This is a genomic window from Microbacterium sp. bgisy203, assembly GCF_057706945.1.
Genome location: NZ_JBYIPF010000002.1, coordinates 379,380 through 393,817, shown reverse-complemented (window position 1 = coordinate 393,817; position 14,438 = coordinate 379,380). Strand labels below are relative to the sequence as shown.

The following is a 14,438-nucleotide window of genomic DNA, read 5'->3' as shown; positions in this document are numbered from 1 at the left end:
GGTTCTCCCGGTCAAGGGAGAACCTGAGTTCGCCTTGGTCTCTCCAACGCTATCGGGGTGCGGGTCGCATGTCACGCGTCGGATGCCGTGAGAAAGGACCCCGATCCGCGACGCGGCGTCGAGGCGACGGTGGCCGCACCGACGACCTGCGCTCCGGCCGCGACGAGCGCGCGGGTGGCCTCGCGAAGGGTCGCACCGGTGGTGACGACGTCATCGAGGAGGATCACGCGACGGCCCTCTGCGCCTCGGGCGTGCATACGGCCGGAGACGTTCTCGGCCCGCTCGCGGCGACCGAGCGTGCGCTGGTCGGCGGTGGAGCCTCCCACCGTGAGCAGGCGGCGGGTGGGGAGGGCGGCGCGGGCGGCGAGGATCTCGACCACCCGATAGCCGCGGCGACGCATCGCGGCAGCCGAGGTCGGCACCGGGACGAGCATCACGGGGGCCCCGCCACCGCCGACACTGCGTAGCGCCGCGTCGACGGCCGTCGTGAGCGCCGGGGCCAGCGCGGAGAGAAGGCGCGTGCGCCCTTCCTCCTTGGCGGCGCGCAGCGCCCGCGCCGCCACGCCCTCGAAGGCCAAGCCGGAGTGCACGCTCAGCCCATCGAGACGGCGCCGGAGAGTCCGGGGCGCGAGCGCGTCGCGACACGCAGCGCACAGCGCCACGTCGGGCAGGTCGCACCCGACGCACCAGACGGGGAAGACGAGCGCGAGGGCGCCCGAGAACGCCGTGCTCACGCGGGCGGGGAGGGCAGGCATCCGACCAGTGTGGCGCCGCGCACCGCCCGCCGTGACGCGGAGAGCGCGATCGGTGGAGAAGTCCGCCGATCCGCCTCCTGTGGAGGAGACGTCAGCGCGGCAGGCCCTGTTGCACCGCGAGCACCAGGATGCCTGTGGCCAGCTGCTGCCAGTTCGCCGTCCCGCGCTGCGTGTACAGCACGCCCTCCGCATCGCTCACGCGGATGCCGCCGGACTGCGAACCGCCCGCAGCCATGGTCACTCCGGCGGGCGCCCGCTGCAGCTTCGCGAATCCGCCGATCTGCTGCGTGTAGAGCCATGGTTCGTCGTCTTCGCTGATGAGGAGCGCGAGCGTCGAGGCATCCGTCCACGTCAGCACCGCCGTCGGCTCGGAGAGGATCGCGAGCACTCTCCGCTCGCCGAGCCCCGTCGGGGCGTTGGTGGTCCTGTCTCGGACGATCCCTGCGACCCACAGGGCGTATCCCTCGCCGTCGCGGACGATCGCCGCGACGCGCGTGCCGTCGCGCGAGACGCGCTGGGCGAGGATCTGGACGGTGCCCGTCCAGGCGTCGGCGATGGGCGCCTCGGTGCCGTCCGCCGCGTGGGCGATCACCGCACCGGGCGAGGACTCCGGCACCGTCCAGATGTACCCGAAGGGGTCGACCGAGGGCGCCACGAGGCCGGGCCGATTGTCGATGAGCGTGCGCGTCCCGTCGCTCTCGGCCGCCCAGACGGCGCCGGCGTGGTCACGGACGGCGGCGATCGAGCGGTCGGCGTCGACTTCGATGTCGGTCGCGTCGATCTGGACGACCGCGTCGGAGAGCCCGGGGATCTCGTCCACCGTCGATCCCGACACGAATCCGAACCCCTGCTCGGTCACCGCGAGCGGGTTCGGGTCGACGCGGGTCAGGCGCACCGTGACGGCGGTCGCGGGAAGCAGCTGCTCCCCGACGACCATCTCGACACCGAGGACGCCCGCCTCCTTGAGCGAGGCCTCGAGCTGGGTCTGCATGCGATCGAGCACCGTCGCGTCGAGCGAGCGCGCGCCGTCCTGGAGCGAGACGGAGGCGACGCTCGAGGAGATCGGGACAGATCTGTTCGCCAGGCGCGCGCCGTCGGTGAAAGCGCTTGCCACTGACCCCCGCAACCATGTCGAGGGGCCGCCGTTGACGAGCGCCTCGACGATGCGGGTGCGCGCGTACTCACGCGGGAACCAGCGTTCGTCGGGCACGAGGTACGTCCAGGTCGGATCGAAGAACTGCAGGGCGTAGCTCGAGAACACCGCGACGAAGCGCGTGCTGTCGAGGACGATCCCCGGCGGCGCCTCGGTGATGCGCCACTGCCCGTCGTCGTTCTGCGCGAGCGTGTAGCGGAGCGGGATCGGCCCGCTGCCGCCGAGGGGCGAGAGCTCGCCCGTGTCGTCGACGGTCGCTGCCGGTGTGACCGAGAGCGTGAAGGTGGTGTCGCCGGTCTGCTCGATCTCGCGATCGCCGGGACTGTAGACCGTGACGCTCTCGCGCGGGTTCCACTCGACGCCATCGTCCAGGAAGAGCCGCGCCGTCTCCCAGTCGCCCTGCGGCCCCGACCCCGCGGCGATGAAGCCCTCGACGATCTGCTGCGGCGTGGCATCCTTCGCGGGGCCCCGCGGGATGAAGACGGGGTTGCTCTGGGTCTCGTCATCCGCGATCGGCTCGCCGGCGTTGACCGGCCCGCTGGTCGGGAGGCTGCCGCACGCGGCGAGGGCGAGGACGAGAGCGACGGCGGCGATCGCCTGCGCGATCCTGCGACGGGCCGTCATGAGCGGGCCTCCTCGTCGGCGGGCAGGGATGCCGGGGCGATCGTGATCGGCTGCGTCAGACCGAGGTCGTTCAGCGACGCCCCGTCGTCGCCGGGATCGACGGGGATCGGGGTGGACGTCCCGATCGGCTGATCTCGCCGCGGCAGGGTGAGGACGAAGTTCGTCCCGCGCCCCGGTTCGGACCAGACAGCGAGGGCGCCTCCGTGCAGGCGCGCATCGCCGAGGGCGATCGAGAGCCCGAGACCGGTGCCGCCGATCGTGCGCTTGCGCGAGGGGTCTGCGCGCCAGAAACGGTCGAACACGCGCTCCGCATCGGCGGCGGTCATGCCGAGGCCGAAATCGCGGACACCCAGCGCCACCGCATTCTGGTCGCTGTCGACGGTCACGACGATCGGGCGCCCCTCGCCGTGCTCGATCGCGTTGCCGAGCAGGTTCCGCACGATCCGCCGCACCCGCCGCGGATCCATGTCGACGGGGGAATATCCCCCGGGGGCGACGAGCCGCACGTCGGTGCCGTGCTGCTCGGCGAGCTGACTCATCGACGAGATGACGTCCTCGGCGAGGTGCGCGAGGCTCGTGGGCTCGTTCTCGAGCTGTACCGACCCCGCGTCGTAGCGGCTGATCTCGAGAAGATCCGTGAGGAGCACCTCGAATCGCTGGACCTGCGCGTGCAGCAGTTCCGCGGCGCGCGCGGTGGTGGCGTCGAAGGTGTCGCGCTGGTCGTTGAGCATGTCGCTCGCGAGGCGGATCGTCGTGAGCGGCGTCCGCAGCTCGTGCGAGACATCGGAGACGAAGCGCTGCTGCACGAGTGAGAGTTCGGCGAGTTCCTTGATCTGGGCCTCGATCGAGTCGGCCATGGCGTTGAAGGAGCGGCCGAGCGTCGCGAACTCGTCCTCGCCGTGCACCCCCAGACGCACCCCGAGATCGCCTGCGGCGAGCTTGGCACTCGTCTCGGCCGCAGCGGCGATCGGCGCCGTCACGGAGCGCAGCACGAGCCAGGAGATGATGCCGATGAGAAGCACGAGCCCTGCGCCGACGAGCCACAGCGTCACCTGCACGAAGCGGAGGGTCTGCGCCTCGGAGGCCAGGTCGTACGCGAAGTAGAACTCGTACGCTCCGACGCCCGGGAAGATCAACTGCTGCCCCACGACGACACCCGGGACGACCTGGCCGTCGGCGCCCGGCAGCCCGATCGACTGCCACCAGCGCTGCTCCGCGTCTCCGCGCACGCGCTCGCGCAGCCCGTCGCTGAGCATGTTCGCGGTGAGTCCGTTGAGGCTGAAGTCCTGCGGGGCGATGGCCGAGGGAGCGTCGGAGACGCGGAATGCCGCGACCATGTCCGTGCCCGCCTGGCGCGTGGTCGACGTGATCGCCGACTCCATGAGGGCGTCGAGGGCGACCGGGTCGCCGTCGACCTGCGCCGAATCGAGCGCATCCTGTGCCGACGCCGTCGCTCGGGCCACGGCGGCCTGCACCTGGTTCACGCGCGACTCGAAGAGGTCGTTCTGGATCGCGAGGGCCATGGTGACGAAGGCCCCGAGGATCGCCAGGGCCGTGAGTCCGAGCGTCAGGGTGAGGGTGCGAAACCGCAGGGAACGCCGCCACGAAGTGCCGAACCGCGCCGGCCACGACCGCCAGTCACGCCACCCCTGCCAGCCGCGCGACGCCGGGACGGTCACGGTCGCCGTCATGATGAGGCGGTCACACCACCGCGCCGGCGCGGTAGCCGACACCGCGGACGGTGGTGACGATGCGGGGGTTGTCCGGATCGATCTCGATCTTGGCGCGCAGGCGCTGTACGTGGACGTTCACGAGGCGGGTATCCGCCTTGTAGTGGTAGCCCCATACCTGCTCGAGGAGCATCTCGCGCGAGAACACCTGCTGCGGCTTCGACGCCAGCGCGACCAACAGCTCGAACTCGAGCGGCGTCAGCGCGATCGCCTCCTCTCCGCGGCGCACCTCGTGCGCGGCGACGTCGACGACGACGTCGCCGACGCGGAGCGTCTCCGTCTCGGCAGCGGCTGCGGGACGCAGGCGCGTGCGGATGCGCGCGACGAGCTCCTTCGGGTTGAACGGCTTGACGATGTAGTCGTCGGCACCGGACTCGAGCCCGCGCACCACGTCGGCGGTGTCGGTGCGGGCCGTGAGCATGATGATCGGCACGCCCGACTCGGCGCGGATGCGCGTGCAGATCTCGATGCCGTCCATGCCGGGGAGCATGAGGTCGAGAAGGACGAGATCGGGCCGCTCCGTGCGCCACACGTCGACCGCGACGGCGCCGTCGGCGCAGAACACCGGCTCGAAGCCCTCGGTGCGCAGCACGATGCCGATCATCTCCGCGAGCGCAGTGTCGTCGTCGACAACCAGGATGCGAGAAGTCATGGGGGCGATGTAGTCCTTCGATTCGGCGGGATGCCGGGCGCTGACGGGACGGCGCACGTTTACAGTATCGGACGCGCCTGGGGACGCGCCGAGCGCATCGCGCGTGATCGTCGCACGCAACGTGCCGTCGCAGCCCTGTCCTCCGGACGCCGGAGGGTGCACAATCACGAGCAAGGCACGATTCGATCCGGCCGACCGCCGAAAGGACACCACCGTGAGCACCGACCCCCGTCCCGACCGCCCCATCGATCCGACCGAACTCTCCCACACGCCCACGCCGTCGAGCGCGGCGGATGCGCCGACGACGTCGATGAAGCTCGTCGCCGAGGCATCCGGTACTTTCCTGCTGGTCTTCGGCGGCGTCGGAACAGCCCTCCTCGCCGCCAACAACGGGCTCGCCGACAACGGCTTCCCCGTGGGTGTCGGCTACGTCGGCGTCGCGCTCGCCTTCGGCCTCACCGTCGTCGCGGGCGCCTACGCGTGGGGCCCCCTCTCCGGTGGCCATTTCAACCCCGCGATCACCCTCGGCCTCGCCGCCGCGGGACGGTTCCCGTGGAAGGACACGATCGGCTACATCATCGCGCAGATCGTCGGAGGCGCGATCGCGACGAGCATCATCGTGCTCATCGGGTTGTTCGGCCCGGACGGGTGGCTGCAGAAGGCGCAGGACGGCGGCTTCGCGAGCAACGGGTTCGGCGACCGCTCCCCCGGTGGATTCGGGCTCGGGTCGGCGATCACGATCGAGATCGTCCTCACCGGGGTCTTCGTCCTCGTCATCCTCGGCGTCACGCACGTCACCCGCGGCAACGCGACGATGGCGGGCCTCGTGATCGGCCTCACCCTGACCCTCATCCACCTCATTTCGATCCCTGTCGACAACACGTCGGTGAACCCGGCCCGCTCGATCGCCGCGGCGATCTACGGCGGCACGGGGGCGCTCGGTCAACTCTGGGTGTTCATCGTGTTCCCGATCGTCGGCGGACTCATCGCCGGGTTCGCACATCGGGCGCTGTTCGACCGCACCCGCTCCTGAGGCGATCCCAACGACGGAAGGCCCGCCCCGAGAGGGGCGGGCCTTCCGCGTCGACGTCGTAACTGCGCGTTTCGACTCAGCGGTGCAGGTCGAAGCGGTCCAGCTCGGTGACCTTCGTCCAGGCATCCACGAAGTCGCGGACGAACTTCTCCGCCGCGTCGTCCGAGGCGTAGACCTCGGCGAGCGCGCGCAGTTCCGAGTTCGAGCCGAACAGGAGGTCGACGCGGGTGCCGACGCCGACCTTCTCTCCCGAGCCGTCCTTCGCCCCGGCGAAGGCGTGCGAGCCCGGGTCGAGGGGCTTCCACGTCGTGCCGAGGTCGAGGAGGTTCACGAAGAAGTCATTCGTGAGCACACCCGGCCGGTCGGTGAACACGCCGTAGGGCGAGCCGTCCCAGTTCGCGCCGAGGACACGGAGGCCTCCGACGAGCACCGTCATCTCGGGGGCGGTGAGGGTCAGCAGGTTCGCCTTGTCGATGAGGTGGTACTCCGCCGGCATCTCCGCGAGGGGGCCCTGGTAGTTGCGGAAGCCGTCGGCGATGGGCTCGAGGTAGCCGAACGACTCGACGTCGGTCTGCTCCTGCGAGGCATCCGTGCGGCCCGCGCGGAACGGGACCTCGATCGTCACGCCGGCATCCGCCGCCGCCTTCTCGACGCCCGCGTTGCCCGCGATGACGATGAGGTCGGCGAGCGAGACGGGCGTGCCCGCGGCGTCGAGGTCGGCCTTGATGCCGCCCAGAACCCCGAGGACCTTGTGGAGCTGGGCGGGGTTGTTGACCTCCCAGTCCTTCTGCGGAGCGAGACGGATGCGGGCGCCGTTGACGCCGCCGCGCTTGTCGCTGCCGCGGAACGAGGATGCCGCCGCCCACGTCGTCGAGACGAGCTCGGCGACGGTGAGGCCGGAGTCGAGGATGCGCTTCTTCGCCTCGGCGACGCCCGCGGCGTCGATGAGGTCTCCCTCGGGGGCGGGCACGGGGTCCTGCCAGAGGAGCGTCTCGGAGGGCACCTCGGAGCCGAGGTAGCGGGCCACCGGGCCCATGTCGCGGTGGGTCAGCTTGAACCACGCGCGCGCGAACGCGTCGGCGAAGGCCTTCGGGTCGTCCTTGAACTTCCGCGAGATCTTGTCGTACTCGGGGTCCATCCGCAGCGCCAGGTCGCTCGTGAGCATGCGCGGCTCGCGGCGGCCGTCGGAGTGGGCGAGCGGCACCATGTCGGCACCCTGACCACCCGTCGGACGCCACTGGTGGGCGCCGGCGGGGCTCTGGAAGAGCTCCCACTCGTAGGCGTAGAGGATGTGGAAGAACTCGTTGTCCCAGCGGGTCGGGTGGTAGGTCCAGGTGACCTCGAGCCCCGAGGTGATCTGGTCGTCGCCCTTGCCGGAGCCGTTGTTGTTCTTCCAGCCGAGGCCCTGCATCTCCAGGCCTGCGGCCTCGGGGTTGTCCTCGAGGTTCGAGTCGGGTGCGGCACCGTGTGTCTTGCCGAAGGTGTGACCGCCGGCGATGAGCGCGACCGTCTCCTCGTCGTTCATAGCCATGCGGCCGAACGTCTCACGGATGTCGCGCGCCGACGCGAGCGGGTCGGGGTGACCGGCCGGACCCTCGGGGTTCACGTAGATGAGGCCCATCTGCACGGCGGCGAGCGGGCGGTCGAGCTCGCGGTCGCCCTTGTAGCGCTCGTCGCCGAGCCACGTGGTCTCGGGGCCCCAGTACACGTCGTCGTCCGGCTCCCAGACATCCTGACGGCCCCCGGCGAAGCCGAAGGTCTCGAAGCCCATCGTCTCGAGCGCGACGTTACCGGCGAGGATCATGAGGTCGGCCCACGAGATCGACTGACCGTACTTCTTCTTGATCGGCCAGAGGATGCGGCGCGCCTTGTCGAGGCCGACGTTGTCGGGCCAGGAGTTCAGCGGGGCGAAGCGCTGCTGGCCCGCGCCACCGCCGCCGCGGCCGTCGGTCACGCGGTAGGTGCCCGCGGAGTGCCACGCCATGCGGATCATGAGAGGGCCGTAGTTGCCGAAGTCGGCGGGCCACCAGTCCTGGCTTGTGGTGAGGGTCTCGGCGATGTCTTTCTTGACAGCCGCGAGGTCGAGCGCCTCGAAGGCGGCCGCGTAGTCGAAGTCGGGGGCGAGGGGGTTCCGAGCCTCGGGGTTCTTCGCGAGGATCTTGAGGTTCAGCTGGTTCGGCCACCACACGCGGTTGGCCGAGCCCGAGGTGGGGTGCGGCTGCGCGTGGATGACGGGGCAGGTCGCGGCCTGCTCGGCCTCGGCCTCTGCGGTGTCGGTGACGGTGACCGACTGGTCGATGTCGGTGACGTCCTCTCCGATGCCGGCGGCGCTCGGGTCGTTCTCGGTCATGGTGTTCCTTCCTCCGGGTCGGATCGGGGTTCGGGTGTGGGTCGGGCTTCGGGTGTGAGGTGGGACGCGCGTGTCAGGCCGCGTCTGCGTCGGCCGCTTCGGCCGCGCAGTTGGGGCAGAGGCCCCAGTACGTGACTTCGGCGACCGCGACGGTGAAGCCGCGGACGTCGGACGGGTGGAGGCAGGGGGCCTCCCCCACGGCACAGTCGACGTCTTCGACGGCGCCGCACGACGTGCAGACGAGGTGGTGGTGATTGTCGCCGGTGCGCAGCTCGAACCGCATGGGCTGACCGGCCGGCTCGATGCGGCGGACGAGGCCCGCGCCCTCGAAGTCACCGAGCGCGTTGTAGACCGACTGCAGGCTCGTGCGCGGGAGATCGCCCGCGATCGCCGCGTGCACGGCGTCCGCGCTCGCGTGCGGGAGCGCGCGAAGCGCGTCGTAGACGGCCGTCCGCGGCTCGGTGACACGCAGTCCGGCGGCACGGAGCGCGTCGGCCGCGGAAGCGGCCGGGGCGGCGGCGACGGAGGGCGAGGTGGGCGCGGTCACGGCATCCACCCTACCGCCTACTTTTGATCACCTCAAAAGAACTCGGTCCCGGCGCCGGGGGTCGGCGTTCGGTTCGCAGGACGATCGCGCGTCGAGGCGGCTCCCCGGTCCCCGGGAGCCCCCGATCGACGGAGTCTCCTGCGAACCGGACGACGCCGCGCCGAGAACGTCCTCAGACCCGGAGAGTCTCGTGGCGCACGACGAGCCAGCCCTTCGGCACCGAGAGCCGGTCGGTGTGGATCGCGCACAGGTCGTGCGCGTGCGGGTCGCCGCCGGGGCCCAGCGGGCCGACGGCCGCCATCTGGTCGCCGTAGTCGAAGGTGAGCGTCGTCACCGCTTCGCGGGCACAGCCCACCTTGGAGCACAGTCTGGTTCGCATCGCGCTCCACGCTACGCCGCCGCTCGTCGGGTCCTCGGATGCCGCGCCGTCGCGGCGGCGGGTGGTCGGGACGGTGGGTGGTCGGGACGGCGGCGATGGCGCCGCGGCCGGTGCTGCGGCGGGTGAGGGCTCCGGGTGCGCGGCTCGGGTGTACCGGCGCTACTTTCCCGTTCGGGCGCCACAGTTTTCTGGCGCCCGAACACGAGACTGGCGCCGGAGGTTGTGGGCGCTCAGGAAAGTGGCGCCCGAACAGAGGCGCCCGAACAGAGAAGCGGCGCCCGAACGGCGACCTCGACACCACAGCGAACCGCGAACCGAGAACCGAGAACCGAGAACCAGGAGGACCCAGAACCGCGGAGACCTAGACTTGAGCCATGATCAGGCGGCGCCCCTCGAGCCGACCGGCGCGGCGCCCCGCCCGGCACGGCCGGCACGGGCGCGAGGGCCGGAGCCCCGTCGTACGCCCGCCGCTCCTGCCCCTCGAGTCGCGCGAGGAGAGGTTCGACTTCGCCGTCGGCACGGCCGCCGAGTTCCTGCGGAGCGCCTGGCCGGAGCTGCGCGAGGTGCGCTTCGAGGTCGGCTGGATGCCCCCGGCATCCGATGACGACGGCATCCCCCGCTGGAGCATCGACGTCGACCGCAAGCGCATCACCCTCTACCGCCTGCCGATCGAGCGGCTCGGCGAACTGCACCGCGACGACGATCTGCACCGGCGGATGGCGATCGAGGGGTGCGTCTTCCGCGCGGCGGCCGAATATCTCGACCGCGACCCGTGGGACCTCGGCCCCGACCGCTACCGCTCGTACTGATCGCCCGCACGTTATGACCGCTCCATCCGGCGGCCGGATTCAGCGCGGGTAGACCTCGATGGCGGATGCCGCGGCGTCGCCCGCCGGCACCGGGTAGCCCGCGAGGGCTCCGGTCCCGGCATACGAGATCGCCGCGAACACCCCGTCGCCGTTCGGCACGAGGCGGAGCACCGACCCCGCGTCGACCGCGACGCTCGCGCTCCGACCCGCCGGCACTGTCACGTCGCGGCTCGTTCCGCCGGGGGCGAGCACCGTCACGGTCTGGTCGGCATCGCCGGATGCCGCGAGGGTGAGCGTCGCCCCGGGTCCGTCGGCGACGGCGGCGAGCGTCTCCGCCGTGAGGCGCGGTGCGGGGGTGTACCAGGCGAAGTCGCTCCCGGCGCCGAACCCGGTCACGCTCCACACGGCGCCCGTGACCGGGGTGGTCGCGCGGATCGTGACGGTGTGCGTGCCGACAGCGAGCCCCGGCAGGTCGAGCTGCAACGGGATGCCGGCGGTCAGCGGCACGTCCTGCGACGCGCCGTCGGACGCGCCGTCCTTCGTCACGGTGACGGTCGCCGTGCCGTCGGATGCCGGGGCCAGCAGTCGCAGCGTCGTCGAGACCTCGCTGCTGCCGGACTCGCCGGGCGGCAGCGTGACAGCGACTCCGGGAATCACGATCTCGTCGGAGGGCGCGCCGACGGCGGCGCTCTGGTCGACGCCTCCGGGATCGAGCACGCGGGTGAGGCTCGACTGCAGGGAGGCGGCGACGGGGGTCTGCGCGGCCGTTACGCGGACGACGGGGTTCTCCTCGCCGAGGGCAAGCGCCGCGAGCGGGATGACGCGCTGCGTCCCCGCCGCCACGACGATGTCGGCGCCGGCGGCGGGGGCGGTCTCGCCGGTCGCTCCGAAGAGGGTCAGGGTGACGAGTGCGGGGACATCGCCGGGGTTGGACAGGACGACGAGGTCGGAGGCTCCGGTCGTCGCGGCCCCGGTCACGAGCCACGATTCCATCGCGGGCCGGCTGCAGGCGGAGGCCGCGAATCCGGCGAGGTCGGCGTCCGCGGCTCGCGCCGAGGACGCGGCGGCGACGTCGTTCGGTTCGTCGCCGTCGGGTGTCGCGACGCGGACGTCGGCCCCCGCGCCGTTCGTGACGTCGGGCGCGGTCAGCCGCCGCTCGGCGGGAGCCGATCCGTCGGCGCTCGCGGCGACGACGGCGGGCGCCGCGGCATCCTCGAGGGCGGCGGCACGGCCCGGGTCCCTGCCCGTTGCGAGCAGCGGACCGGCGCACGCGGCGACGGCGGGGGTGGCGGGCGGCTGCGCGAGCACGGAGATCGACTCGCGGGGGACGCCGGGAAGACCGACGACGGTGAGCGCGACGACGGCCGCTGCGGCGGTCGCGGCGGCGAGGCCGCCGACCGCCCAGCGCGCCGTGCGCGCGACGGAGGGGGTCATCGGTCCTCACCCCCGTCGGAGGCGGCGTCCGACCCGGGGTCGGTGTCCGCCCCGGGGTCGGCGTCCGCCCCCGCGTCGGGGCCGACTCCGGTGTCGGTTCCGGTCTCGGGCCCGACCGTCGCGTGCGCCGAGCCGGCATCGGCACCCGGCCCTGCCGCGACGACGAGGGTCCGCCGGCGCACCCGAGGACGCCCGACGACACGCGGACGTCGGCGCGCCTCTTCCAGGGAGCGGCGGGTCGGGATCGCGAGGAGGAGCGCGGCGAGCACGACGCCGATCTGGACGAGCGCGATGCGCCAGGCATCCGCACCGTCTGCGCTCGCGCGGGGCGTCACGTCGCCCGTGACGCGCCACAGCCGACCCTTGGCGGTGTCGCCGACGATCTCGAGGTCGGCACGCTGATCGAGGCTCGTCGCCGCCTCGAGCCGCACCGCGCGCGCGGCGTCGGTGTCCGCGCCCTCCGCGAGCAGGACGTAGGCCACGCCGTGGGCGGCGAGGTCGGCGACGGCCGGACCGTCGGGGTCGGCGACCAAGCGCGCAGCGAGGTCGGCGGTCTCCTGGTCGGCTGCGTCCGCCTCCGGGCGCGCGGACCGCAGGGTCGTCTGCCCGCCGAGCGAGGAGGTCGCGCCCCACACGACATCGGCGATGACGGAGCCCGGCGCGGTCGGCGCGAGGACGAAGGTGGCCGTCGAAAGGCCCCCGCGTCCCTCTGCCTCGACGTACGCGGGCAGGGTGCTCGTGGTGCCCTCCGTAATGGTCGCGGTGCCGCGCAGCGGTGCGGTCAGGCTCGGCACGGCACTCACGGCGAGGGCGATCATGACGACGGCCGAGACGGGGGCGGCGACACGCGCGCCGCGGCGCAGGCCCCCGGGGAGCGCGTCGATGGCGAGCGCGGCGGCGCACAGGGCGGCGATCCAGAAGAGGCTGAGCGCTGCGCCCGGCCACACGGTGATGACCTCGGGCCCCGACGTCGACAGCTGTGCGCCGATCGCCCCTACCGCCGTCGCGACGCCCGTGAGCCCCGCGACCGAGAGCACGAGAGCCGGCAGCGGCCGCGCGACGACGAGCGCCGCGAGCGCGAGCAGGAGGACGGGCGCGACGAGCAGGGGGGTCCATGCCGCGACGGATGCCGGGAGGAAGGCATCCCATCCGTCTCCTGTCGGGAAGCCGAGCGCCAGGAGCATCCGGCGCGCCATTCCCGTTCCGCCCGGGTCGCCGAGCGGGACGCCCGGGTCGGCGAGCAGCGCCCACGGATCGCCCGCGCGCACGCGCTCCCAGATGAGCGGCGCGAAGATCACGACGGTCGGCACGAGCAGCCAGATGATGCGCGACAGCCCCCGCGCACGCCCGGCCGACAGGACGAGCAGCAGCCCCACGACCCACACGACGGCGAGCGCCGGTGCGAGCGAGGGAGCACAAGCCACGACCACGACCGCGAGGATCGACGCCACGCCTGCGGCACTCCACGAACGGTGCGCGACGGCGCCGGTCCAGACGAGCCACGGCAGGACGAGGTGGGCAATGACGACCGTGGGACGACCACCGATGAGGGCGTCGAGGAGGCTCGGTGCGAGCGCCCATCCGACAGCGACGACGACGCGGACGATCGCTCGATCGCTGAATCGGGTCGCCGCGAACCAGCCGCCGAGCGCGGCAAGCGGCAATGCCAGCACCCAGAGGATCACGAGGACGCGCGAGGGGGTCGCCGGGGCGAGCGAGCCGAGCAGGGCGACGACCGCGCTGAAGGGGTCGGCCGGTCCGCTCGTCTGCCAGCCGAGTGGCCGCAGACCGAACGCCGCATCGGCCCAGAGGCCCGAGAGCCCCGCGCGCAAAGGGGCGAGGGCGCCGCCGCCGAGGACGGGCCAGGCGAGCAGCGAGAAGAAGGAGATCACCGACACGACGAGCGCCGCGAGGACCACCCACGCGCCCCCGCCGCTGAAGAAGTGCAGCTCGCCCCGTCCGGTGCCTGCGGGCAGGTCGTCGTCGAGCCGGTGGCGAAGCTCGCGCGAGGTGACGCGCAGCGGCGCGATCTGCGACCACGACGCGACACGATCGGTGCGGATGCCGCGGCGCGCCCGCGCGACCGCACCGGGCCGGACGAGCGCGGTGGTCGCCGCTCCCCACTCGGGGAGGATCCGCGACGGCTGCTTGCCGATAAGGGCGCCCAGTGTCCGCAGGAGCGCGAGCGGAAGCAGGCTCAGCGCGTGGAGCGGCACGGCGAACGGCGGGGCGTACGCGAGGCGGCGGTGCAGCTGCGCGGTGCGCTGCGCGTACGCGGTGCGAAGAGGAGCGACCTCGCGCGCCGACACGGCCACGACAGCCGCCGGCACGAGCACGATCCGTCCGCCGCGCAGGCGCGCGCGGATGCCGAGGTCGAGTCCCTCGTCGGCACCGGCGAGGGCGGGGTCGACGCCGCCGAGCTGCCGCCAGGCATCCGATCGGACGAGGATGCCGCGGACGTCCGAGCCGAGCACGTCCTCCCCGCCGTCGTGTTGCCCCTGATCGTGCTCGCCGTCGAACAGGCCGACGGTGCGGCCGAACCGCGTCATCGAAACGCCGAGCGAGACGATCCGGTCGCGCTCGTCGGAACGGACGAGCTTGGGCGCCGCGAACGCGACCGAGGGCGCCGCTTCGAGCGCGCCCGCGAGGCGCGCGAGCGCGTCGGGTGCGGGAACCGTGTCGTGCGTGAGCACCCAGACGGCGTCGCCGTCGAGTCGGTGGGACCCCAGCGCGAGGGCGCGGGCGAAGCTGGTGCCGCGGTCGGCGCTGATGACGCCTTCGGCGTGAGAGGCGCGGGCGACCTCCTGCACCCGGTTGTCGGCGTCGCAGAGGACGATCGTCAGTGTGTCGACGGGTCGCGTCTGCGCGCGGAGCGCGGTGAGCGTCCGTTGCAGGCGGATGTCGGCAGCCTCGCGCGCATCGGGGCGCACGACCAGCAGCGCGTGAACTCGGGCGGGCATGACCCCGTCAGC

At 72.5% G+C, this 14,438-nt stretch carries 11 protein-coding genes; 2 read left to right on the top strand and 9 right to left on the bottom strand.

Annotated features, from left to right (window positions below):
* Positions 1-71: 71 nt before the first annotated feature.
* The 4 genes from AC3ENQ_RS05135 to mtrA form a co-directional block, all read right to left on the bottom strand.
* Positions 72-755, bottom strand: a complete 684-nt coding sequence (locus AC3ENQ_RS05135) for a ComF family protein (protein WP_431802340.1) — start codon at positions 753-755, stop codon at positions 72-74.
* 91 nt (positions 756-846) lie between these two features.
* Positions 847-2,532, bottom strand: a complete 1,686-nt coding sequence (locus AC3ENQ_RS05130; RefSeq protein WP_431802338.1) for an LpqB family beta-propeller domain-containing protein — start codon at positions 2,530-2,532, stop codon at positions 847-849.
* A complete protein-coding gene (gene mtrB / locus AC3ENQ_RS05125) occupies positions 2,529-4,223 on the bottom strand; it encodes an MtrAB system histidine kinase MtrB (RefSeq protein ID WP_431802336.1) in 1,695 nt (564 codons plus the stop codon). The genes AC3ENQ_RS05130 and mtrB overlap by 4 nt, the downstream gene beginning before the upstream one ends.
* Positions 4,224-4,233: 10 nt before the next feature.
* Positions 4,234-4,914, bottom strand: a complete 681-nt coding sequence (mtrA, locus tag AC3ENQ_RS05120; RefSeq protein WP_431802608.1) for an MtrAB system response regulator MtrA — start codon at positions 4,912-4,914, stop codon at positions 4,234-4,236.
* A gap of 310 nt (positions 4,915-5,224) precedes the next feature.
* Here mtrA and aqpZ point away from each other — a divergent pair, with 310 nt between their 5' ends.
* A complete protein-coding gene (aqpZ, locus tag AC3ENQ_RS05115; RefSeq protein WP_431802606.1) occupies positions 5,225-5,947 on the top strand; it encodes an aquaporin Z in 723 nt (240 codons plus the stop codon).
* Positions 5,948-6,023: 76 nt separating this feature from the next.
* On the opposite strand, the gene katG is transcribed toward aqpZ, so the two are convergent.
* From katG to AC3ENQ_RS05100, 3 genes are all read right to left on the bottom strand, one after another.
* Positions 6,024-8,297, bottom strand: coding sequence for a catalase/peroxidase HPI (katG, locus tag AC3ENQ_RS05110; protein WP_431802334.1), 2,274 nt, complete (start codon positions 8,295-8,297; stop codon positions 6,024-6,026).
* A 73-nt stretch (positions 8,298-8,370) separates the two neighbouring features.
* Positions 8,371-8,844 carry a Fur family transcriptional regulator gene (locus AC3ENQ_RS05105; protein WP_431802332.1) on the bottom strand — a complete coding sequence of 158 codons (474 nt, stop codon included), beginning with the start codon at positions 8,842-8,844 and terminating at the stop codon, positions 8,371-8,373.
* A gap of 172 nt (positions 8,845-9,016) precedes the next feature.
* Complete coding sequence (locus AC3ENQ_RS05100; RefSeq protein WP_431802330.1) at positions 9,017-9,223, bottom strand: DUF3499 family protein; 207 nt, start codon at positions 9,221-9,223, stop codon at positions 9,017-9,019.
* 374 nt (positions 9,224-9,597) lie between these two features.
* Between AC3ENQ_RS05100 and AC3ENQ_RS05095 the strand changes: the two genes are divergently transcribed.
* Complete coding sequence (locus tag AC3ENQ_RS05095) at positions 9,598-10,032, top strand: metallopeptidase family protein (protein ID WP_431802328.1); 435 nt, start codon at positions 9,598-9,600, stop codon at positions 10,030-10,032.
* Between the two features lie 39 nt (positions 10,033-10,071).
* On the opposite strand, the gene AC3ENQ_RS05090 is transcribed toward AC3ENQ_RS05095, so the two are convergent.
* Together AC3ENQ_RS05090 and AC3ENQ_RS05085 are read right to left on the bottom strand one after the other, a co-directional pair.
* Positions 10,072-11,466 (bottom strand): DUF5719 family protein, encoded by a 1,395-nt coding sequence (locus AC3ENQ_RS05090; RefSeq protein ID WP_431802326.1) that lies wholly within the window; start codon positions 11,464-11,466, stop codon positions 10,072-10,074.
* Positions 11,463-14,426: a glycosyltransferase gene (locus AC3ENQ_RS05085; RefSeq protein ID WP_431802324.1), complete on the bottom strand. Its 2,964-nt coding sequence runs from the start codon at positions 14,424-14,426 to the stop codon at positions 11,463-11,465. Before AC3ENQ_RS05085 ends, AC3ENQ_RS05090 begins: the two co-directional genes overlap by 4 nt.
* Positions 14,427-14,438 lie beyond the last annotated feature (12 nt).